The sequence below is a fragment of the Ferruginibacter sp. genome, assembly GCF_028288465.1.
GTDB lineage: Bacteria > Bacteroidota > Bacteroidia > Chitinophagales > Chitinophagaceae > Ferruginibacter.
Genome location: NZ_JAQBNR010000066.1, coordinates 19,910 through 42,904, shown reverse-complemented (window position 1 = coordinate 42,904; position 22,995 = coordinate 19,910). Strand labels below are relative to the sequence as shown.

Genomic DNA, 22,995 nt, shown 5'->3' with positions numbered 1-22,995 from the left:
GTGCGGCTTTTGTTCTTCATGGCCACGGCTGTCCGGTCAAGTGAGGCTGCTGCCACCAGGTCGGCGCTGTATTGTGACACAGCATTGGTTACCTCCTGCAATGTAGGTACCGGGTTAGGAAAGGCCGGGTTGTTCGTCATACTGCTCAGTATGGCCTGTGCCTTTTGCTCAAACCCGGCATCGCTGTACGCCGAAAAACTCATGTTGATTTTTTGAGTCTTCATAATAATTGAATTTTACGTTTGCCACAAATTGTGGGTTGCCGTATTAACTGGCCGTGGGTAATAATTATTGGCTGCCTGTTCAACAAAGTAACGTTTTACCCTTGCCGCAAGCGGCGCTTACCCTTATTTACCCCCGTTTTTTGCTAACAGGCTGAGGCTGAAACCATAATACAAAAAAAACGGTTCCCGATGCAACAAACAACCCCAATAAAGCGCCGGAAGATGCCACAAAAGCAGTAAACGAAAGCCGGTTAGCAACGGATGTAAGCCCGGTAGCTCCGAAAAAGCCATCATAGCAGCGCAAACAGGCGCAATAGCAGCAAGAGCAGCCTTACATGCAGCAAAGGGATGGGCAATAGCGGCAAAAGAAACCGCAAAAGCAGCAGAAGCCTACCTGGTAGCAGCACACGAAAGGTCAATAGCGGCAAAAGAAAATCTTCAACAAGCAGAAGCAACGCCACAATCAGCAAGAACAGCACATATAGCATACGCGGAACGTTGGCTGAAGTACAACGGCCATCCTTGCCGTATCCCGAAGTTTTAAATACAGTATTGTCCAAACATAAAGGCATCGGGCAACATCGTTGCATCGCCCTCTTGTACGGCATACCGTTGAGGGGCTTTTATCATAGCGGTTGTGCGTTTACCAAAATAAAAGGCACGTTTACGTAAAGTTTTATTTTGGTGTTGGTTTTTAGTGTACATTGTTCACCACTTACTTCTTATATCCCAGCGATTAATTTTTAACCCTAAATAGCTTTTCCATGATGATGAATATCACCGCCCGTTTGTGGCCTGCGTGCTCAATTTTCGTGCATTCCCAGCGACGACTTCTTCCGAGCCAATGCGTTAGCCACGGACTTGCCATACAACGGAACGACAAGTATAGCGCCTCTTATAAATTTTCACGATTAGTGACATTACAGGTCTTATTGTCTATTTATAAATTTTCTCGAACTACACAAATTGAATCCGATAAAATCATTTAAGATGAGAGATGAAAAAAAACAATTGGAATATTTAGAAGAAGAAAGAAGAAAAATTTGGTCAAAGATTCTTTCCCTTGAGGAAGAAATTAATAAGCGCCCTTCTGATTTAGAAAAAGAAGCAATGCAGGCTTCAAAAAAAACTTCCGAGTATCGAAATAGGGCAGAAGAATCCAAAAATGCAGCGTTCGAATCTTTAGGAGAAATTAGAGCACATGTAGATGAGGTTTCTAACCTTGCTAGCCGTTCCATAGAGCTGCATAAACAAATTCAAGAAAGTAATATTCACTCAAAGGAAGTTTCTGACTTGCTTAGTAGCACCTATGATGATTTAACTAAAAGGAAAGTTACAATTGATGAAGAAATTTCAGAAATAGAAGTAGCCTATGAAGGTATAGACTCTTTAATGGAGAAAATAAATGCACTAGAGACGATTTTCAAAAACGGGAATGAAAGTGCTGCAAAAATTGAGACATTAAATAAATCCATCTTGGCGAGGAAAAACGAGATTGACAAACTTTATTTTGATATCATTGGATATACTGAACAAGATGCCGAAGATAAACCGGTAGTAGTTCCAGGAAAAAAAGCTGAATTAGAAGAAACTTACATAAAACTCAAAGCAGATTTTGCAAATAGCGCAAAAGATATTGCAGAATTGAAAAGCGGAATCGAATCAGAGTATTTGGATTTTGAGAATAGAAAAGAAGTTATTTTTAAAAATACTATCGAAGATAGAAAAAAGGAATTTGGCGATGTTTTACACAAAATTGAAGAACTCTTGCCGAATGCACTTACCGCTGGTCTAAGTTATGCATATTCAAAAAAGAAGGAAGAAGAAATAGATGAAAGCAAAAGGATTTCCAAGAATTTCAATGCTGCCATTTGGGGTTTGGTAGCAATATCACTAATTCCTTTTTCCATTAGTATATTTTCCTTGTTTCATGGAGAAGATCTAAAAGAGGTTATTTATAGAATGCCTAGAGCTGTCTTGTCTATATTACCCTTATACATTCCAGTTTTGTGGGTCGCCTATTCTGCAAACAGAAAAATGAATTTGTCCAAAAGATTAAGTGAAGAATATGCTCACAAAGAAGTGCTTAGTAAAACTTTTGAAGGGTTATCAAAGCAAATTAATAATATCGAAAATGTAGAGATTTCAAATGATTTGAGAAATAAATTGTTGTACAATATTTTAGAAGTTAGCGCAGAAAATCCCGGCAAACTAATTTCTGATTATAATAAATCTGATCATCCTCTAATGGATGCTTTAGATAAAAGTGTTAAACTGGCTAATGTTGTAGATAAGCTTGCAAGAATTCCAGGGTTTGCTAAACTTACAAAGTCCATTGATAAAAAATCAAAATCAATTTTGCATGAAAAAGATAAGAAAGCTTCAGAAGGCTTAGCTTTTTTAGATGACGAGGAAGTGAAGTAGGTAATAATAGAATTACAGAGAAAAAAATAGTGATGACAATAAAATACAATCATTTTCTTACACTCGATAATGCAATATTAAAATCAAAGGATTTAATTGCCAAGAGTTTATTAGAATACAAAGGCCAATATTCAAAATTTACTGAAAATTGGCAAGGAGATTTATGTAAATATGAAATTATAGCTAAAGGGCAAAAAATATATGGGCAGATAAAAGTGGATAGAAATTTAGTACTGCTCGACATTTCATTACCGTGGATATTTCTATTATTTGAATCGAAAATTAAAAAAGAAATTGAAAGCAAATTATTTCAACACTTTAAAAGTTAGTCCCTTCGCCTCGTTGGCGCAGGGTAGGGACGGTAAAAAGCATTAATTCTACTTTAGCCAGATTAAAACAATGAACGGGCAAAAATACATCAATAGCGATAATGTTAGCCTTTACAAACAGAAATAGAAGCACCGTTTATGGACAGTTATCAATTTTATAAAAGCCTTTATGACAGAGAGCTAAATCGACGCAAGGATTTGGATGCTGCAATTAATTTGCCCATCACAATTTTGACAATTTTGGTCGCTGCGAATTCATATTTAATAGGCAAAGAGGTAACTATTCAACAGAAATATATAGTTGTATGCTCATCCATTTTATTAACATTACTACTGGTTTCATTTTTAGTTAGTATATTTTATTTAATACGTTCTTACAATAATTTGTTCAAAGGATTTGGTTATGGAAACTTGGGGCTTACAACTGAAATTAGAAATTTTGAACTCATTGAAATTCCAAAATACAATGCTCAAGTTGACGAAACAAAAAAACTAAATTTTGAGGCAATTATTATTAATAAGCTGACACAATATACTGACGACCACATTGTGTTTAATGACAAGCGGAGTTTTGATCTGCACAGAGCTAAAACTTTTATTATAATAACTTTAGTTTTAACTGGATTCGAATTTTTAATAATCACACTTAAATATTTAACAGCATGAGTAATGACAATGACAATTCAGGCACAACACCAACTCCTGAAAAGCCAGTGGTGCCACAGTTTCCAACAGGGAGAGTTGAGCTAAATGATATTCCCGAAATGCCTAGGTTTCCTACTGACAGAATAGAGAAAGGGGAAAAGTCTGGCGATATCAGCAAGAGTGACAACTAAAATTTTATGCTAGCATAGGATTGGTTTTATCAAATGGAAGCTGATGAATTGAGTTCGTCGGTTTCCTTTTTTCAACTTCGTTTCTCTGCGTCCATAGTGGGTGTAATATCGTTGAGCCGTCCCCAACTGCGCTAAGCCCTGGAACCTTAGGCGTAACCTATAGAAACACTTCACCATGAACAGAACGACATAAAAATGACAAATAAAAAGAGTACAACGAGGAAGACGATTTTCATATCCCCCATTTGGTCCAAGCGCACTCTTCCAAATCAGCGGGCTTTTGCATTGGCGCAAGCTTGGTAGCAAAGGTATTGTGAGTAGGCCATGCTTGTGCCAGACAACAAAAAGAGCTAACAAGTATTTAGCGTACCATCTAACGTAACATTCTGGCAGCAACATAACAAGCCAATTGAAATAGTAGACCGGGCAATGTTTGCAGAAATCGTATTTTACATTCATCAAAATCCTGTGGTATGCGGGTTTGTTTACGAAGCTGAACAATGGGTATAGAGCAGCGCAAAACATTTTGCAAAAAATGATGGCATTATAAAATTGTCTGAGTTTTGTTAGCGAAAAGTTAGTTTAAAGAGCCTTCGGGGAACAAGGATAGCCGACGCATATAGCCAACGCTACACCCTTGCGCCAAATGCAAGCGTTCAACTGTTTGAAGAGATGCTTGCACCAATGGGGGGCATTGCACAAACAAGGGCAATTTGACCTCAACTAAATTCTAAAATAAATTTAAACTTACAAAAATGAAAAGTATAAAATATTTAAATGGAGTTCTCACAATCATTGCTGTCTGTCTTGTATTAATCACATTAGCAATTTCAGGGTTACTACCAAAATCATATGCCTCTGACAAACCATCTTTAAATGAAAGAAAATACATTTCGGTTCCTCTTAATGAAGACGGTTCAATAAATGTTAAAGTGATAAACTCAACAATGGATGTAAACATTGAAGAAGTGGGTGGAATAAATACTTTAGGCAAGGTTCCTATCAATATCGAAGAAGTTGGAGGGCATAGCACCCATGGAACTATACCTGTGGAAATTGAGAAATAAATTTCACGACTATTATAAACAGGTAAGCCGAAAACTGAATAGAGTAAGCAAAATTAAATAAAGGCAATATGAAAAGTTTAATTCTAATTTTTATTTTTGGACTTATTACTTCAATAAGTTTTGGGCAAACTCGTCACCCGTATTATGGAGGTGGACACCACACGACAAGCCACGGAGGTCATTATTCAGGCGGATATGGTTCTCATAATCGTGGTAGTCATTATGTGAATCCTAGAACATCAAATACATATGGCAGACACAAAAGGTATTAATACTACCTCCTGTTGGTCCAAACGTTCTACTGGAGTGAAGTCTGCGTTGGCGGAGTGGCGTAGGGGGGGCAGAAACGTTTGCTATCCTTGTGCCAAACAACAAATGCGTTAACAATAAACCTTCCCAGCAACGTCTCCTCCCGAGCCAGTGTGTTAGCCAGGGACGTTGTGTACTACGGAGCAACGAAAAATACTCAGGCCGGCGCAACGTCCTCGGCTATGCATCAAATGCACTGAGAGAGACGTTGCTGTAAAGGTAATCCTGTGGTATGCGGGTTTGTTTACGAAGCGGAACAATGGGTATACAGCAGCGCAAAACATTTTGCAAAAAATGATGGCATTATAAAATTGGCTGAGTTTTGTTAGCGAAAAGTTAATTTGAAGAGCCATCGGGGCACAAGGATAGCCGACGCACATTGCCAACGCTACACCCTTGCGCTAAATGCAAGCGTTCAACTGTTTGAAGAGATGCTTGCACCAATGGGGGGCAATCATAAAAGCAGCGCAAACAAAATAGTAAGCCTGTTAATTATTGGGAAGTGTTACTTTGCAGCGCCTGCAACGGCACAAGGATAGCCGGCGCAAATTGCCAACGCTACACCCTCGCGCCAAATGCAAGAGTTCAACTGTTTGAAGAGATGCTTGCACCAATGGGGGAAGAGAGAGAGAGAGAATGTTAATTAATTAAAGAAGCTTAAAAGGTTATAAACCCCAATTTTTATTTTATTGTTTTTCTCTATAATTTCTTATATTAGTGAGATAATATATTTAATATCTATTCAACCATTTGACTAATGAAAAGTTTTTTAATGTTAAAAGAATTACCATTTCTTTTGACCTTGCTTTTCACGCTGGCCGGGGGCGCATTTATGAAATTATCAAACACTGTTACTTCTTCACCAACTATCGAATATAAATTAGTTAAAAAAACACATGCCGACACGACTTTAGCTTATTACCGTTTGGTTAATTTGTCGAACAACAAACAGTTTTCAAACCTTATCTTTCTCGTACAGTTTGATCCAAACGACTATGAAAAGAGCCATTTTATTGATGGTAGACTTGAGGCAATTCCACCTGCAGCCCAATTCCAATTAAAACCCAATATTTCGCTTTTCACCTCTACCTACACAATACCGAATTTTAATCCAAAAGAAGAATACCATTTGTGCTTTACTATAAAAGGACAAGTTAAAATACCTTTTCTCTCATTGTCTGAAAATGAAGGTAGTGTTGTAGTCTTAAGAAAAGCATCTTTATTCACTTTTTTTATTCAAAATGAAGAGTATGTATATGCGACAGCCTTTCTTGTTATTATGTGCCTCATTTTCATTTATGTTTTAAACCTAAAATCAGACACTCCAAAAACTAAATCACATGTATCCCGAGCTGCTTAAAAAAATTATTATTTACTTATTTTTTACCACAGGATTTGCAAAAGTTAATGGGCAAAATAACCGTGTGCGTTTTTATTGTTCAAGTGATAATAGCGATTCTATTCTTTGTCGTATAGTGATAACAGAAAAAAACGGGCATAAAGTCAGGGTTAATGATTATGTCTACTCTTATCCTTTAAATGTGAGTAGTTGCGATGAAGTAGAATGCTATCCAGATGAGCCAGGTGTGTTTTATGAGGCAAGAAAAACGTGTGCACAGATTAACAATATTATCCTTATTGATGTCAGGTCAATTGACATTTATAAAGCTTATAAAAAACTAACAGCAAAAGTTCAAAATACACAACATGAGGTCAGCGTTCTCCAAAATGGCAAAAAACTAGGCCAGAATGCAGGTACAATTGAAAAATCAGTTTCATTTTAGACCATTTTTATGAAAATCATCCTTATTATTATAGCCATTCTTTACATGTTATCGGTCAAGGGGAATGTGGATATGCGTACTGGAAATTTTTATAGTACATTCACAGACGTAGTATTTGATCAAAGTCCTGATTTAAAAATGGTGCGTGTGTACAATACGCAAAGTGAATATAGTGGTTTATTTGGTCATGGCTGGTCCTCTAATCTTGAAACACATCTTCAACTGCTAGCGAATAACCGAATACTGGTACGGGATTTTGGCGGCGGTAGCATGACCTATTTTAAAGGAAGTGCTAATTTTCCAGAAGGAACTATTTTTGAGACAGAACAATATGGGTATGAAGTTTTAACCAAAATAAAAGACGGGTTTAAGCGCCTCACCCATGAAGGTACTTTCGAATACTTTGATGACCAGGGGTATCTTAAAGAAATCATTAATAGCTCAACCAATTCCATGATTTTGATATCTTATGATGTCCATTATAAGATTGATCGCGTAAGTGATAATCTTCAGCATGAGTTGTTATTTTCCTATAACGAATTAGGATTTGTAGAAACTGTAAGGGGTACTAACGTCGGAACAGCTACTTACAAATATACCTCGGTTGGATCAATCTATCTCTTACATAGCAGTGAAGATATTAGCTCCAACCGATATCAATATCAGTACGATGATAAAGGTAAAATGACTGGTATACGATATGCTGACGAAAAGACCATGAATATAACATACGATGACAAGTACCGGGTATTAAAGGAAGTGAGCAAGGGTGGTAGCTATACGGAATATATTTATAACGAGGACAAACGAGATCCTGAATTTCATTTTCTAAGGGAAGCAAGAACATATGACTCAAATGGTAGAATGATTAAAAAGATAAATAAAGAATTTAGATTTAAGTTAGACGAAAATAATCACTTGCTCCTTACATACTATAAAAAAAATGACAAATCAGATAGTGGAAATCTTAAGAGCAGCATGAAAATGAAATTTAAAGGAACCGGGATGCCCTATGACAGTTATTCATCAATTTTTGATGATTAATACTACTCTAAATTAGTAGAAATTAAACTGGCTGATTATCATGGTAAAGTCTGCTTCCGTGGTTGGTGAGCCCCCCATTTGGTCCAAGCGCACTCTTCCAAATCAGTGAGCTCTTGCATTTGGCGCAAGCTTGGTAGCAAAGGTATTGTGAGTAGGCCATGCTTGTGCCAGACAACAAAAAGAGCTAACAGGTATTCGCTTTCGCGGTTGGTGAGAACCCTTCCACCCCCAAGGTAGGTGTCCCGCCGACCTGTAGGAAAATGAATTATCTTACAAATAAAAGTGAAAGCCAGCGACTTCAATACAATGGTTATCGCAATTCGTACGCCGAATTGAATGAAGTATATTTTTTGCACTATTACCATCACTAAGTGGCAGCATTCAGCACTATATGAACACCATGATAACTACAGCAGACTTTAAAAAGCAAATAGCAAAACCTTTTGGACAAGAAATGCGGCTTCACGGTTTTAAGGGAACCGGGTTTGAATATTTACAAGACACCGGCGATTATTTAATTGCAGTCTATATTGATCCAGGCAGATGGGGCGGTAGTTGTTCGGCAGGGTTTGCTATACACCCAAAACAAATTGACAAAGATTATTATGCAAAAGGGACTTGACCAAGCTCAAGATTTACCAATATGAATTTAAATTTAGTTTGAAAAGATATGCCAGAGGTGCAAAATGGGAATACGCTAACGATGAAAATACAAATCTTGCTACTTTATCCAAAATTGTAAAAACAATTAAAAATAAAGTCTTCCCGGTAATTGAAATGTTTAAATCTTCACCGAATATTCTTGATCAATTTGAGGTTAATGAAATGAATAAGTTTCACGCAAACTGGACAAAGAGAACCGGTGTTGCTATCGCAACGACTGACATACGATTTGCATGGGCATTGACAGTCATCTTTGAAAATAAAAATATTGAGAAGGCAAAGCAATTTGCCAACTGGGCTCTTGCACAGTCGTACGATGGGGACGATGAGTGGTTTGGAAACAAAGATTTTCATCGCATCCTGAAGAAGAATAACGCTGCGTAATTTAAGTACCAACGCTAAACGATTGCCCCCATTTGGTCCAAGCGCACTCTCCCAAATCAGCGGGCTTTGGCATTGGCGCAAGCTTGGTAGCAAAGGTATTGTGAGCAGGCTATGCTTGTGCCAGACAACAAAAAGAGCTGACAGGTATTTAGCGTACCATCTAACGTAACATAAATCCCCAACAAAGAACTCACGTTATGCGTAATTAAAATGACAGACTTACAGACAATATCCTGGATTTTTTTAGCGACTGCTCTGGCGACTAACACTAAGCCGACAGACATCAGCGGAATTTCCTCAGTTGCAGACGGAATTAATCACGCTGTTCCGACTCAAAAAGAATTACAGACATCCATTGCCTGGCTTACGACAAAAGGACTAGTTATAAAACGGGGAAAAAACTACGAATTGACTTCTAAGGGAAAACTTGCATACGAATCGGCATCGAAGAATACTCAGACAGTAATGAAGATTTGGGAAAACATAGAATTGAATTTTAACGGCTATGGCGACAATTAAGATGGCAACTAAAGACGATAGTATAGAAAAGATTTGCAGCCTGCCATTAGACTTTAAAGTTGCAGACAAATCATCCTTCACGCTGTTACAAGAATCGAAGTTTGCAGACTTTCATAATGACATCACAAAGCAAGACATTGTTGACTATTTATACCGACACAAGAACTTAATTGACAAGTGGGAAATTTGGTCGGAAGACAAACGAACCAGGGGTTTTTATTTATCACTTAACGCTGGCAATTATTCTGTTGGTTCATTAGACAAAGACGGAAAAGAAAACTTCTTTAAATCTTTTGCGACAGCAGAAGAAGCTTGTGCAGAATTTATTTTGAGAGAAGTTAGTGCTATACTTGACATTAAGAATGATTAAATTAACTACGCATAACAGTACATTTACAATAGGCGGGGTTTCATGCTCCTCTACATTGGCGCAGGGGTGTAGGGTGGGGCGGGAGCGTTGGCTATCCTTGTGCCAGACAACAAATGCGCTAACAATAATAATGCACCCACTGCGGCATTCATAAACCAGCGCAAACAAAAGAGTGAGCCTGTTAATTATTGGGAAGTGTTACTTTGCAGAGCCTGCAACGGGACAAGGATAGCCGGCGCAAATTGCCAACGCTATACCCTTGCGTCAAATGCAAGCGTTCAACTGTTTGAGGAGATGTTTGCACCAATGGGAAATAATTTTTTTATTGAGCCGTTTACTGAATTACATTATCTTGCTTTTTATTAAACCAAAACATATGAAAACTTTTGTTCCGGCTTTATTGCTTGCGTTTACTGGTCTGCTTGTTTCCTGCGGTAAAAAAAATGACGTTGCTGTATCTAAGGATGAGGTTGGTATCAGTTTATTTAGTATTGATACTACAAAGACAAAATTATTTAAAGAATCTTTTAATGGTAAGACTGAGGGTTATTCTGTAGGTCTTATTCCTGATGTTAGCACGCCGCTAACCGTTAATTTTAGCGTTACTACTAACCCGGCAAATTATAATACTAAACTGGAGTACACTATAGTCAATTCGGATGGTTCTGCAGTGCCTTTGTCATCCTATTCTATCTCAGCTAACCAAATTAATTTTACCGTTCCAGGCAATTATAGAATAACTGGAGCAGTACCAGGCGGGGCTAATAATAACCCGTCAGCAGTAACACCAGAAATAAAAATTCAGGTAGCCCCGAACGTTCCCGATAACAATTTAAGAACGGAATTAAAAAAAATAAGCACACTTCATTTTACCGGCGAAATTCTCAATGTTACCACTTCCCAAAGCTCAGGTACTTTGTCGCTGGGGAACCTGATGCTGCAAAGCCTGGAAGGAATTAAATATCTGAAAAACATCGACACATTGTATTGCCAGGCCAATACTTTAACCAGCCTTGATGTCAGCGGAATGACGAGCTTGAAATGGCTGGATTGTTCATTCAATCAACTACGGTCGTTAAATCTTACGGGTCTTTCTAACTTGTTCTTGCTTGGCTGTGGTAATAATAAACTACCATCTTTGGATGTGCAGGGGTTGAATAATTTAAGCGCACTTTTCTGCGATGCAAATCAACTAACTGCGCTCAATGTAACTGGTTTAACAAAGCTGAGGTCTTTGACTTTTAGTAACAACCAGGTATCTCTTATCGACCTCTCTGGCTTAATGGATTTAGGATATTTAGATTGCTCCTCGAACCCATTGTCGTCTCTTAATGTAACAAGTTTTACAAAAATGCAAACTTTAATGTGCATCAATAATAACTTTACCAGTCTTGATGTACAACAACTTTCACAGCTTGTTGCTTTTTCCTGCTATTCGAATGCCCTGTCTTCATTGACGTTTAGTACAGCTCCCAATAGCTACCCTAAATTAATTGACTTGCGGGTGTATGACACATTTGCATGCACGCCAGGGATTAAACAGGCAAAAATAGATCGTGGTGCTGCATTGAGTGTACGCTTGTTTAATGCTAACGGTCTTGTCAATAACGATTATGATGCTTCAACCTGCCCTTAATAGTGTCATTTCTTTTCAGCAGTCGAAGGAGTGTGTCAATGGAACGAAATGAAATAAGCTCAACAATGCTAAGCCTTTGTGCTAAAGTCGTAAAATTTTAACTAGCTAACAGAACATCAAAACAATGATTGTAAAAACGAAACTATCTGAGAAAGACTATATTAACGCAAGCATTGCTATTCTTTTTGCCAGATCCTATACGCGAAATTTTTTGGGCATTGCTTGTGTGGTTATTTTAATGAACATTATTTCCGGCATTGTAAGAAGCGGGTTGGTTATAGCAAATGTATTGCCTCCAATAATCATATTGGGGATTTTTCCTGCCGTGTTTTATTTTAGTATCAAAAGGGGGTATAGAAATAATAAAAGAATGAATGAAAGCATTGAATACAACTTCATGCAAAATGATTTAGTCGTAACGGGAGAATCATTTAAAAGCGAACTTTCATGGAACAAGGTTTACAAAGTTGCAAAAACAAACAAGTGGTTGCTGATTTGGCAAACCCGGCAAATTGCAAATGCAATTCCCATCAATAATATCGCAGGTGACGACTTAACAAAATTGAAGAATATACTAACCGATAACCAGGTTGTAAATAACTTGTGAGTCTTGAGTCCGGCGGCGTTTTCACAGAAGCAAATAATAATTATAATGCTGCGATGGTGAAAACACGAAGCAGAAAAGAGTTGCAAACAGTTTGTGGTCACGCTATTGAGGATGAGCGCTTTTGAAAGGCAGTGCTTCCGGCGTTGGGGTTTTCACGTAAAGCAAGTGCTTGTTGCTGCTTAAGCTATGAAACACCGTCGGGACCGAAAGGCCAAAAAATGTAAATTATGGGACAGCAACAGAATGTGTTTCTGTAATTTCAATAGTGGTTGAGGCTTGATGAGTGACGCTCAACTTTAATTACTAACTTCAACAAATAATGTTAACCGGCAGTGATAATGGCAGCCGGAATTTTGCGATTTTACTGCCTGCACAAAGGCCTGCCCGTTGTGTACTATGCGCAATAAAATTTACCGCTATGAGTCAAGCTAATTTTATTTTATTTACAATTGCTATTTTGGTTGGTGGCTGTAAAAGCCATCATCAGGGCGATTCAACATCCTCGTTTAAAACAGAAATACCTGCCTCTGTTTTCGGGCATGCTGACATTTTTTATCTGTTAGCAAAAGACAGGCAAAAGGAGTTAGGTCTTGACAGGCTTGAAAATGGCTTCCACGATTTACAGGTCAGGGTTTGGTATAACTCGCCAGTGGCAAAAGAGCAAAAGCTGGTAGTCATCACAAACAAAGACACCAACTGGACAGCGGCTGTTTATGATTTCCAGGTTAACAGGGACGACAAAGGGGAAACTATTCTATCTAAAAAAATAAGGCAGGTTTCACCCAAATCCGGTTGGCCAACATTCTCAAAAAAGTTATTGGACTTACGGATACTGACATTGCTCAACCAGGATGATGTAGAAGGCTATAGTGCGGGGCGTGACGGCACAACATACAGTATTGAAGTGGCAACGAAAAACCAATACCGGTTTTATAGTTATTGGGAACCGCAGGGATACCAGGACAAGTTTTGGCAAGCAAAGAATATGACTGAAATTTTAAAACTTATTGAAACAGAACTGGTCGTTTGAGAAACGCACAGGGACATGATGCGGGGACGTTTTACTACTGAACCCTGGCCAATAATTGTCAGCCAAAAATAAATCGAAATGTAACAAAGCACAACGGATCCGGCTATGTGCAAATACTTGCCCGGCAATGTTGGTAAAAATAAACTGTGATCAGTGTTGCGGTATTAATAGCTTTTGAATGAGAACTCCGAAAACTGGGCCTGCTCGGTTGGCCCACCTTTAAAATGCAGCCCTGCCCGCGGACTTCTGTCCCATTGGGGTAAAAACTGTACCGATACCGGTTGGGCGGTTGGCAACAACTTCCATTGCTCTTTGCCCTGCCTGTAGTAAACAAGTGTAGTCGCGTCGGGCTTCATAGTCAGTTTAAGCTGTACCGGTAACGTGCTGCTGATGGCAGCCTCTGCCAGTATGTTTCGTTTATTACTCCGCACCTCCCAAAACACCACTTTACCGCCGATAGTTCCAACACCGACAGCTGCATTGGCATCACCATAAAAAGCCAGCCCTTTCAGCACATTGTTATGATTTACCACGGTGGTGGTGATGTCAAAACTATCGGATACCGGCCTTACAGTTAGCACTATGCCTGTTTGATTATCTGCCCTGGCTGTGCCGGATAAAAATAAGGAACCATTGCGCTGTTGCACCACAGGCATTGCATTGCGGAAATCCCATTGCCAGTATTTGGCAGCCAGTTTATTATTGAAAAGGTCATTGATAGCGGCAGGCGCTGCTGGTGCAGTTTCCGTTTCTTTAAATGCCGGCCAGCCATTATTGTTGGGCCATACCAGTTCGGCAAGCATGCCCTGCCTGCCTGTAAACACACCGTTTTTATTGCTGTATGCATGGTGCAGGTAATAGTATTTGCCGCCGGCTGTGTTTACAAAAGTACCGTGCCCGGTGCATGTAAAGTCGCCACCGCCCTGCAGTAGAGGGTTACCGGTAAAATTTTCATAAGGACCTGTAAATTTTTTTGACCTGGCAACACGTACATTGTAACTGCAAGTAGCTCCGCAGCAATTGCCTGCAGAATAGAACAGGTAATACAAATCTCCTTTTTTGAGAATGCTCTGGCCTTCCATACCCATACGCGGCTCATCCTTCATCAAAGAAAAAGGGCTGCCCTCCAGCTTCAATCCATCTTTTGAAAGCTTGCTTCCCAATAACTCAATAGGCCGGTTATCCAGGCCATAAGCCTTAAAGGTGATGTACAATTGCCCCATGTCATTGTAGACGAATGCATCGATCGCTTCTTTGCCAAAGTCTACAATAACTCCATGGTCAACAAAGCCCTTGTCAGGATATCGGGAGGTAGCCACACCGATGTATGATACACTATCTTTTTTGCGCCGGGCGGTGTAATACAGATAATAAGTGTTGCCGATCTTGTAATATTCCGGTGCCCAGAAAGAACCTGCTGTCCATTCGGGTGCTTTGTTAAAAATATAGCCCTGGTGTTTCCAATTTTTAAGATCAGTTGATATGTAAACCGGGAAGTGTGGCGCCCATTCTGATGAAGTGCCTACAGCGTAGTAAGTGCTGCCAACCCTTATGATAGATGGATCAGCAAAATCCCCGGCAATAACGGGTTTAACTCGTTGTTGCGCTTGTAGCGGGGTAAAAAAAACAATGCATTGCAAGGTCAAACAAAACAGGAAAAGGGTAGCAACTGGTTTCGTCATGGAAGGCATTTATAGTTATCGTCCAAAGATAGAAGAGTGAATTGATACACAGTTAGACAACACAGTTTGGGGCAAGCGTTCTGCTAAAGTGAGTTGAGTTGCCGCAAGGGGGAAGATGAAATAGCAGCACATCAATTATCGGGCAAGTCTTACTTTGCAATGCCTGCATTGGCCCAAATAGCAAGTATTGAGCAGCCAATATAGCTGCATAGTAAATGCCGACAACTACCAATCAATTTCAATAGCAGCAGCCATACGACTTTCACCACCCGAACAGGAGATAGCAGTGGTAGACATTAGGAGTTGATGGTTGTAGTTCCTAAATTTGAATTATCAAAATTATGGGAGCCACTTTCTTTATTGTTGAACAATTACCGTCAGTAAGTGGCAGCATTTATACAAGCCGGATGAAAACAACATGGTTATTATCGAGCCATTGCGGCAGATAAGAGCAACCCCGGCCATTGGTGAACAAATAGAAAAAAATAAAAAGAAAAAATAATCAGAAAATGGAATTCTCACCCTTCAACAATGTTGTTAAACGCTGTATTCAAGGGATGGATATGGAAGAAAAAGGTAAGCATGACGAGGCAATCAACGTATTTCAGCAGGCCTGGGAAGAAGCGGCAAATGACTTTGAAAAGTTTCTTGCTGCACATTATATCGCCCGGCAACAAAAAACTGTATCCGGCAAATTAAGATGGCTTGAAACAACTTTGCAGTTTGCTTTAAAAGCAGATAGCGATTCTGTTAAAAGTGCATTTCCTGCACTCTATTTAAATATTGCCAAATGCTATGAAGATTTAAAAGACTATAACAAGGCAAAAGAGAATGCAGAATTGGCAATTTTATTTCAGACAAATCCTGCCGATAAAGGCCCGTTTTATCATGGTACGAAAGCCGATTTGCTGGTTGGCGATTTATTAACGGCGGGTGGTATTTCTAATTACAAATCCGAAATTAAAATGAATCATATTTATTTTACAGCACTGGTAAATGGGGCGGGACTTGCTGCTGCATTAGCAAAAGGCGATGGAAATGAACGGGTGTATATTGTTGAACCAACAGGTGATTATGAAAATGATCCCAACCTTACAGATAAAAAATTTCCAGGTAATCCAACTCGTTCCTACCGCTCAGAAGCCCCATTGAAAATAGTGGGAGAAGTAACAAACTGGGTTCGGCAAACTCCCGAAGAACTTAAAAGATTTCGTGAAAAATTGGCAAACAATAAAGGAGAAATAATTAACTAATGCCGGAGGGCTTGCAACAACTAACCGCTGACATGGGGTTTTATAATATTGGTGCATCACGAGCAATTATCAGCTAAAAGCAAAGCCAGTCTTAAGTTTTGGTTTTGACCAGCATCGCTCAAATTTAGTACAAACAATGAATTTGTAATTGTCCATTTGGCAGCGGTTACCTGCCGGCGGAGGAAAATATCCCGACAGCACAACGCCCGGGTCGCTGTATGAAACCTTACCCGGGTAATCTAAATCTTTACAGAAATAATCCCGCAGGTAGTTACAGTTATCCAGTCTATATTGAGTAATGAATCTTACCGAATAATAAATGACATAGTCAAAACGGAATGGTGTTCCTTTGCGGCAACTTAATAAATTATGAAGGAATATTTGAAAAAGGGACTTATCCTGCTGCTGATTTTCGCATGTAACAATATTGTTTTTGCGCAGGCTGACAGTATTGATGCTTTTGTACAAAACCAAATGCAGAAGCGTAGAATACCAGGCTTACAACTGGCTGTTGTGAGGCATGGAAAGATTATTAAAACGGGCAACTATGGACTGGCAAACCTGCAGGATTCGATTCCTGTAAGCGACAAAACTGTTTTTAGCATCAATTCAATTACAAAGGCATTTACCGGCGTTGCGACATTGCAATTAGTGGAAGCTGGAAAATTAAAGCTGAATTCTACTATTTCCGAATACCTGGCCGGCTTGCCTGATACATGGAACCGGGTAACGGTGCAGCAACTATTGTCACATATTTCCGGGATTCCCGATATTGTAGACGAAGAGGAAGCCGTTATGATATCCGGCGATCCGGAAGAAGCCTGGAGGAAGGTGCTTGTAATGCCCATTGACTTTAAGCCCGGTGAAAAATTCAGTTATAACCAAACCAATTATTTACTGCTCGGTCTCATTATTGACAAACTGAGTGGCATGTCGTTCCAGGAATTTATTACAAATGAACAATTGGTAAAAGCAGGTATGCCGAAAACCATTCACTCTGGTTTTGGTGCAACAAAAAACATTGTAGCGCATGCAGCCTGCAGTTACCAGTATCAAAAGGGAAAGCTCAACAATATGTTCTTCTCATTTCCTCCCTTTTTGCAAACGGCTGCCGGCATGAGTTCAACAGCAGCAGAAATGGCGGACTGGATTATTGCATTGCAGAACCTGCAATTACTAAAACAACCACAGAGCCTTACTGCACTTTGGACGCCTGCTGTACTGAATGACGGCGAAACAGGCGGGTTTAGCAGTTTGATTAATGGGTATGCTGCCGGCTGGGCGGTTGTAAAGAGAACGGAGCATCCGGCCTTAGCGCTTGTGGGTGGCGGACGTTCGGCAGTATTTCTTTATCCCGGCGATGACCTTTCAATTATTGTTCTTACAAATCTGTCAGGCGGGTTGCCGGATGAATTTATTGATGAACTGGCAGGCTTGTTTATCCCGGATATGAAAGAAGCGAATGGTTTCGGGCTTTCTGCATCTGTGAAATTGCTAAAGGCTGCGTTGGATAAAGTAGGATATAAAAATGCAGCAGAAGAAGTAAAAAAAATCAGGAAAGCAAATAAAGAATTTACCATAAAAGAAAATGAAATCAATAGTTGGGGATATAAACTTATCAAACAAAAAAGAGTGCCCGATGCTCTGGCAATATTTAAACTGAATGTGTTTCTATATCCGGCAAGTGCGAATGCATTCGATAGCCTGGGGGAAATCTATGCAGAGGAAGGCGATACTGAACTGGCCATAAAAAATTATGAACTGTCACTGAAACTAAACCCTCAAAATAGCAATGCAGCGCAACAAATAAAAAAACTCAAATCAACCAAATAAGGCATGGCCGTTTGGTGCAAGCGCTCTTCTGAAGAGAAGTTGGCATTGGGGAAGGGCAGGATAGTGGAGTTGGCTGCCCTTATGAAATACAACAAATATATTAACAACAATGATGCACCGATGCTGCAGTACCGTTAGCATTTGCAAACAAAAATAGTCAGCATATAAATTAGTGGAAAAGCTTACTTTCCATATACCGAATTGGTACAAGCCTACGTGGCGCACATTGCCCACGTTATACCGTTGCGCCAAAGTAAGCAATGCCAGTTTGAAGAGATGCCTGCGCTAACAGGAAATCAGGAGCGCTTTGCAACGGCCTGCTTACCTAAAATCTCTTCCCTGAAGTGAACGCCCCATTTCAACAATTCCTCCAGCATTTTATTCATCGACTTGCCAAGCGGGGTTAATGAATACTCTACAATTACCGGCATACTGTCGTACATGGTACGGGTAATAATTTTATTTTCTTCCAACGCCTTTAACTCCTGCGACAACATTTTGGGCGATATATCCGCAATATCTCTTTGCAGTTCACCAAAGCGTTTGCTGCCAAATGTAAGGGCAAGTACTATCGGCAATCTCCATTTGCCCTGTATTACTTCCACGGCATCCCTGGTAACCATCAGCTTCTGCTGGCATACGCTGTCTTTCTGGTTCATAACTGCTGTTTTTGTTTGTACTTACTTGTGGGTAACTACTTACCCGCAGGTAACAACTATCTATTGGATAGCAAGGTTAATTAATTTTGAGTTTCAAAACAAAAAAATATGGCAAATACAACAACATGGGTAATAGACCCGATGCATTCAGAAGTGTTATTTAAAATCAAACATTTGGTGATCTCTACCGTAACCGGTTCGTTCAGAAAGTTTGAGGGACAAGTGGTGACGCAGGGAGACGACTTTAATGATGCAAAGGTAACCATTGCAATTGATGTAAAGAGTATCGACACCAATCAGCAGCAGCGTGATGAACATTTACAAGCCGGTGACTTCTTTTCTGCAGATCAGTATCCGCAAATAACTTTTGAATCTACCTCTTTTAAAAAAACGGACGGTAATGACTATAAAATGACAGGCAACTTAACTTTAAAGGGTGTAACCAAACCCGTTGAACTGCATGTAGAATATGGCGGTTCTGAAAATAACGGGCACGGTGTAATAAAGCATGGCTTTGAAGTGACGGGAATAATTAACCGCAACAAATTTGGTATGACGTGGAATAAGCTAACAGATACGGGCGGCTTAGGTTTGGGTGAAGATATAAAACTGATTGCCAATATCCAGGTGGCTGAATTGGTGGAAGAAGCAGTATAGATAACCTACGCTGATGGCAGGTTCGGGCAATAAATGTTTTTGCAATTGCTACGCTGTTGATTCACTAAAGAAAACCCGTAGTTGGCCAACTACGGGTTTTCTTAATTTATACCAACACATTTGTGCCAGTATTTAAATAACTTGTAGTGATATAATGCAGAAACTTCGGAATAACTTTAGCATGGATCTTATACTTTAAACTGAAACCTTGGAAAACCTGACCAATCCTGACCGGCATCATCTTAACATTCTTAGTAAATTATTTCATGACCTGGGTTATGACGCCATTTGTAAAATTCACGCAGCAGGTGAGAAACAGCAAATCGACTCCGGGGAATATTTATTCAGGCAGGGGGATATCCAGGACTCACTTTATATTGTTTTAAGTGGAAGGTTACGGGCTGTGCATGAAGACAATGGAGCCTTGCAAATCCTGGGTGATATTGGAGAAGGTGAACCCACCGGTGAATTTGCGTTATTCACAAACGAACCGAGAATGGCAGCGGTATTGGCGATTCGGGCCACCACTGTTTTAGAAATCACCAAACAGGAATATTTAAACCTGGTCGCTCAAAATCCCGGGTTTGCGGGTAAGCTAACAAGTTTTCTTATTAAAAGACTAAGGCGGAATATGCTGGAGCAACACACGAGTAATGCGCCCAAAAATATTGCTGTCATCAACCTGCAGGCACACCATGACCTGAGCCCCTGGACAAATGATATAGAACGTACCCTCGGAGAAAACGGAACGCCGATCCAGGTTTATGAATACGATTCACAACCGGGGCTGCATTTTAAAACTACATTTGATACACTGGAAGAACACGAGGGACTGAATATTCTGGTGTGTTCGGAGGCGAATCTTGAATGGTCGCGGCAGGCCCTGCTCTATGCCGATTTGGTAATAGTTGCCACTAATTTTCTGGCTGATACGAGCTTGTACCATATTGAAAAAACACTGGACCTCTACGCTCAAAGTATTCTGAATAAAAAAATATACATCGCCTTCTTACATGAAAATACAGGTTCCTTACCGCAACAAACCAGTCGCTGGCTTCAAAAACGTGCCGTAAACTTGCACATTCACGTGCGTAAAGGACATGCTGCGGACACCCGACGGTTTTGCCGTATCATTTCCAACCAGGCGATCGGAGTTGTATTTGGCGGGGGCGGAACAAAAGGCTTCGCTCACGTAGGCGCAACACGGGCAATGTATGAGGCGGGAATTGAGATTGATTTCCTTGGAGGAACCAGTGCCGGCGCTCTCTACGGTATCGGGATGAGCCATTCCGATTTTAATTTTCCAAAGGTCGAACTGCTTTGCGAGGCGTCCGCCAAAGCCCGGCTTATGACCAATGATTATTCCTGGCCATTTATTTCCATTATGTCAGGTAAAAAAATGATCGGTTTCATCCGGCGCATGTTCGGCGAATCTGAATTAGAAGATATTTGGGTGAACTCATACTGTGTGTCTACCAACTTTACCAGTTCTGCCACCGCTGTGCATGATGGAGGACTTGCCAGCAAAATGATCCAGGCGAGTATGGCCATTCCAGGCGTTTTTCCGCCGGTGGTAATCAATGGACAATTACATGTTGACGGAGGAGTAGTAGATAATTTACCGATCGAGCCAATGTACCAGTATCCCGTCCGGCACATTATTGCCATCTCGTTGTCAAGTCTTTCAACGAGGGAGATCGATTATACTGAAACACCTTCTGCAATCACCTTGGCATGGGATAAAATTACAGGCAGGCGGAGATACAAAATTCCCGGCATCATGTCGTTGATTATTAATTCTCTTACCCTCAACAGCCGCCAGCGGCAGGAAAATGCCAAAGGTAAAGTGTCGCTGTATCTTGAAATGGATCTGAAAGGGGTTGGCTTACTGGATGACAAAAAATGGAATGAAACAATCAAAAAAGGCCATGAGCAAATGAGTACTTTCCTCGCTGGTTTGCCGGATGAAAAAAAATTTTGGATGAAGAGCCCGAGTTTTCCACCAGTTATTCGCAGCATCCCGGAGGTAGCTCCACGATATGCAGACAAAGCGCCCGATAGTTGATGGTCAATTGCATTTGCAATTTTATTTTTCTCATCGTGTTTTTTACATTACATGTTATCAATAAACAACCTCCTTCATTTACAGCGATATTGTAGTTGTGTTTTGTCTGGATGACCTGGCTACGATTCTGTGTTGATTATTATAATGCTTTGGTATTCGATACGCGGATTCAACTCGTTACTTTAAAAAACTGTTGAGGTAATTTAAAATGGTTGCGGTCTGCATCATCAGGCTCACATGCCCCTGGGAAGGAACAATGGCAAGTTGCGATGCCGGCATTGGCTGCATGTCGGCACTAACTCCACCGCCCAATAATTGATATGTTTTCATCAACTCAACTTTATCCAGTCCATCATTGTCACCGGATATGACTAATACAGGAGCCGCAATTTTTGAAATATTGGAGTCACCAACATTGAATGGTTCCTCTGCGAAAGCAAACATCTGCGCTAAAAACGGTCTCCATTTTGTTTTGTCAGGTGCCACTGCATCGTAGGCAGTTTTGATTGGGGTGTTATCAAAAAATTCTGGTTTAAAATTTTTAAACCCGCCGTTTACTACGGGTAGCCAGCCAGCGGTTTTATAAGTAGATGAAATGATGACTAATTTTCTCAACCGTTTCGGGCTTTGTACAGCAAACTGGTAAGCCACCGAGCCGCCCATACTAAATCCTGCAACATCCGCACTATCAATTTTCAGGTAATCCATTACACCGGCTACATCACTTGCCAAAGCAGTGATCGACAATTTTCTATCTGAAAACGGCGAATGCCCATGTCCCTGCATTTCAATTGCAATTACCTTCCTGGTTTTTGACAGTTCAGGGATTAATTGGCTCCAGTTCAAGTCAATGGTATAAAAAGCGCCATGCAGTAAAACTAAAGGCTTACCTTCTCCAAATACTTCGTAATATACTTTGATGCCATTAACAGGTGCATAGCCACTGTTGGAAGGTTTGATTGATTGCCCGTTTGATTTAGATACTGACAACATAGTGATTACAACTAACAATAGTATTGATTTCAGCCGGTTGCCGGTTTTGAATAACTTTTTCATAACATGATTTATCTTGTGTTTGAATTTTATTGACAAGACAAAGATTGGATTCATTTCCCAATTTGACACTGTGTAAAGACGACAACTTAGGGACGATTTCTGCCAAAATTTTTTACTTCAGTAGTTGGGTTAAACTCTTTAACTCCGGGGGGAGACGTCGCCATCAGCCTGTGGAAATTGAATTACTGTACAAATAAAACTGAAAGCCAGTGACTTTAAAAACAATGGTCATTGCAATTCGGGCAGCGGATAAAATGAAGTTTATTTTGGACAATTGCCATCAAAAAGTGCGGCATTTTATTAATAGCCGGACAAAGATAAAATGATTGTCATTAACCTGGGATATTGTATGAACAGCATCTTAAAACAGTTGAAAAAAAAGTTTGAGAAAACTTGCATTTATAAAAAATTAATCCAAATTTTACCGCACTGGTTTTTTAAACCAGTCCTCCTCTTTTAACTATACAGAAGACGCCAGGCAACAGCCGGCGAACGAAATGATTCAATAATTTTTATCTGAAGATTTTCCTGGTATCAATCCAATCATTCTTCCTTAATAAAAGT

The 22,995-nt window shown here is 39.9% G+C and carries 22 protein-coding genes and 2 pseudogenes; 20 read left to right on the top strand and 4 right to left on the bottom strand.

The window, feature by feature from the left end; translation table 11 throughout:
- Nucleotides 1–224 (bottom strand): annotated as a pseudogene (locus JWR61_RS24935) (hypothetical protein); the annotation flags it as partial.
- Nucleotides 225–1,214: 990 nt separating this feature from the next.
- Here JWR61_RS24935 and JWR61_RS24930 point away from each other — a divergent pair.
- The 15 genes from JWR61_RS24930 (at nucleotide 1,215) to JWR61_RS24860 (ending at nucleotide 13,226) form a co-directional block, all read left to right on the top strand.
- Entirely contained in the window at nucleotides 1,215–2,648 is a 1,434-nt protein-coding gene (locus JWR61_RS24930; RefSeq protein ID WP_301930384.1) for a hypothetical protein, read from the top strand.
- 32 nt (nucleotides 2,649–2,680) lie between these two features.
- Nucleotides 2,681–2,977 (top strand): polyhydroxyalkanoic acid system family protein, encoded by a 297-nt coding sequence (locus JWR61_RS24925; RefSeq protein WP_301930383.1) that lies wholly within the window; start codon nucleotides 2,681–2,683, stop codon nucleotides 2,975–2,977.
- A gap of 138 nt (nucleotides 2,978–3,115) precedes the next feature.
- Nucleotides 3,116–3,643, top strand: a complete 528-nt coding sequence (locus tag JWR61_RS24920; RefSeq protein WP_301930382.1) for a hypothetical protein — start codon at nucleotides 3,116–3,118, stop codon at nucleotides 3,641–3,643.
- Nucleotides 3,640–3,813 (top strand): hypothetical protein, encoded by a 174-nt coding sequence (locus JWR61_RS24915; RefSeq protein ID WP_301930381.1) that lies wholly within the window; start codon nucleotides 3,640–3,642, stop codon nucleotides 3,811–3,813. Before JWR61_RS24920 ends, JWR61_RS24915 begins: the two co-directional genes overlap by 4 nt.
- A 755-nt stretch (nucleotides 3,814–4,568) precedes the next feature.
- Nucleotides 4,569–4,880 (top strand): hypothetical protein, encoded by a 312-nt coding sequence (locus tag JWR61_RS24910; RefSeq protein WP_301930380.1) that lies wholly within the window; start codon nucleotides 4,569–4,571, stop codon nucleotides 4,878–4,880.
- A 1,081-nt stretch (nucleotides 4,881–5,961) separates the two neighbouring features.
- The gene (locus JWR61_RS24905) at nucleotides 5,962–6,549 is read left to right on the top strand and encodes a hypothetical protein (RefSeq protein WP_301930379.1); all 588 of its coding nucleotides are present in this window, start codon (nucleotides 5,962–5,964) and stop codon (nucleotides 6,547–6,549) included.
- Nucleotides 6,530–6,973 carry a hypothetical protein gene (locus JWR61_RS24900; RefSeq protein WP_301930378.1) on the top strand — a complete coding sequence of 148 codons (444 nt, stop codon included), beginning with the start codon at nucleotides 6,530–6,532 and terminating at the stop codon, nucleotides 6,971–6,973. Before JWR61_RS24905 ends, JWR61_RS24900 begins: the two co-directional genes overlap by 20 nt.
- A gap of 9 nt (nucleotides 6,974–6,982) precedes the next feature.
- Nucleotides 6,983–8,017 (top strand): DUF6531 domain-containing protein, encoded by a 1,035-nt coding sequence (locus JWR61_RS24895; RefSeq protein WP_301930377.1) that lies wholly within the window; start codon nucleotides 6,983–6,985, stop codon nucleotides 8,015–8,017.
- A gap of 400 nt (nucleotides 8,018–8,417) precedes the next feature.
- On the top strand, nucleotides 8,418–8,639 hold the full coding sequence (locus JWR61_RS24890) for a hypothetical protein (RefSeq protein ID WP_301930376.1): 222 nt from the start codon (nucleotides 8,418–8,420) through the stop codon (nucleotides 8,637–8,639).
- Nucleotides 8,640–8,677: 38 nt separating this feature from the next.
- Entirely contained in the window at nucleotides 8,678–9,064 is a 387-nt protein-coding gene (locus JWR61_RS24885; protein ID WP_301930375.1) for a hypothetical protein, read from the top strand.
- Nucleotides 9,065–9,274: 210 nt separating this feature from the next.
- Nucleotides 9,275–9,583 (top strand): hypothetical protein, encoded by a 309-nt coding sequence (locus JWR61_RS24880; protein WP_301930374.1) that lies wholly within the window; start codon nucleotides 9,275–9,277, stop codon nucleotides 9,581–9,583.
- Nucleotides 9,570–9,953 carry a hypothetical protein gene (locus JWR61_RS24875; RefSeq protein ID WP_301930373.1) on the top strand — a complete coding sequence of 128 codons (384 nt, stop codon included), beginning with the start codon at nucleotides 9,570–9,572 and terminating at the stop codon, nucleotides 9,951–9,953. The genes JWR61_RS24880 and JWR61_RS24875 overlap by 14 nt, the downstream gene beginning before the upstream one ends.
- Before the next feature lie 376 nt (nucleotides 9,954–10,329).
- Nucleotides 10,330–11,589, top strand: coding sequence for a leucine-rich repeat domain-containing protein (locus JWR61_RS24870; RefSeq protein ID WP_301930372.1), 1,260 nt, complete (start codon nucleotides 10,330–10,332; stop codon nucleotides 11,587–11,589).
- Nucleotides 11,590–11,713: 124 nt separating this feature from the next.
- Nucleotides 11,714–12,196 carry a hypothetical protein gene (locus tag JWR61_RS24865; RefSeq protein ID WP_301930371.1) on the top strand — a complete coding sequence of 161 codons (483 nt, stop codon included), beginning with the start codon at nucleotides 11,714–11,716 and terminating at the stop codon, nucleotides 12,194–12,196.
- Between the two features lie 418 nt (nucleotides 12,197–12,614).
- Nucleotides 12,615–13,226, top strand: a complete 612-nt coding sequence (locus tag JWR61_RS24860; protein WP_301930370.1) for a hypothetical protein — start codon at nucleotides 12,615–12,617, stop codon at nucleotides 13,224–13,226.
- 164 nt (nucleotides 13,227–13,390) lie between these two features.
- Here the strand turns inward: JWR61_RS24860 and JWR61_RS24855 are convergent, their stop codons facing one another.
- A complete protein-coding gene (locus JWR61_RS24855; protein ID WP_301930369.1) occupies nucleotides 13,391–14,908 on the bottom strand; it encodes a glycoside hydrolase family 43 protein in 1,518 nt (505 codons plus the stop codon).
- Nucleotides 14,909–15,417: 509 nt separating this feature from the next.
- Here JWR61_RS24855 and JWR61_RS28345 point away from each other — a divergent pair.
- The 3 genes and pseudogenes from JWR61_RS28345 to JWR61_RS24845 form a co-directional block, all read left to right on the top strand.
- Nucleotides 15,418–15,744 (top strand): annotated as a pseudogene (locus JWR61_RS28345) (rRNA adenine methyltransferase); the annotation flags it as partial.
- 3 nt (nucleotides 15,745–15,747) lie between these two features.
- Nucleotides 15,748–16,161: an NAD(+)--rifampin ADP-ribosyltransferase gene (gene arr, locus JWR61_RS28340; protein WP_353960497.1), complete on the top strand. Its 414-nt coding sequence runs from the start codon at nucleotides 15,748–15,750 to the stop codon at nucleotides 16,159–16,161.
- Between the two features lie 369 nt (nucleotides 16,162–16,530).
- Nucleotides 16,531–17,994: a serine hydrolase gene (locus tag JWR61_RS24845; RefSeq protein ID WP_301930367.1), complete on the top strand. Its 1,464-nt coding sequence runs from the start codon at nucleotides 16,531–16,533 to the stop codon at nucleotides 17,992–17,994.
- A 296-nt stretch (nucleotides 17,995–18,290) separates the two neighbouring features.
- On the opposite strand, the gene JWR61_RS24840 is transcribed toward JWR61_RS24845, so the two are convergent.
- Nucleotides 18,291–18,653, bottom strand: coding sequence for a helix-turn-helix domain-containing protein (locus tag JWR61_RS24840; RefSeq protein WP_290338700.1), 363 nt, complete (start codon nucleotides 18,651–18,653; stop codon nucleotides 18,291–18,293).
- Nucleotides 18,654–18,761: 108 nt separating this feature from the next.
- Here JWR61_RS24840 and JWR61_RS24835 point away from each other — a divergent pair, with 108 nt between their 5' ends.
- Both JWR61_RS24835 and JWR61_RS24830 read left to right on the top strand, forming a co-directional pair.
- Nucleotides 18,762–19,310 carry a YceI family protein gene (locus tag JWR61_RS24835; RefSeq protein WP_301930366.1) on the top strand — a complete coding sequence of 183 codons (549 nt, stop codon included), beginning with the start codon at nucleotides 18,762–18,764 and terminating at the stop codon, nucleotides 19,308–19,310.
- Between the two features lie 208 nt (nucleotides 19,311–19,518).
- Nucleotides 19,519–21,375: a patatin-like phospholipase family protein gene (locus JWR61_RS24830; protein WP_301930365.1), complete on the top strand. Its 1,857-nt coding sequence runs from the start codon at nucleotides 19,519–19,521 to the stop codon at nucleotides 21,373–21,375.
- 177 nt (nucleotides 21,376–21,552) lie between these two features.
- Here the strand turns inward: JWR61_RS24830 and JWR61_RS24825 are convergent, their stop codons facing one another.
- Nucleotides 21,553–22,431, bottom strand: coding sequence for an alpha/beta fold hydrolase (locus JWR61_RS24825; RefSeq protein WP_290338697.1), 879 nt, complete (start codon nucleotides 22,429–22,431; stop codon nucleotides 21,553–21,555).
- Between the last annotated feature and the right edge of the window lie 564 nt (nucleotides 22,432–22,995).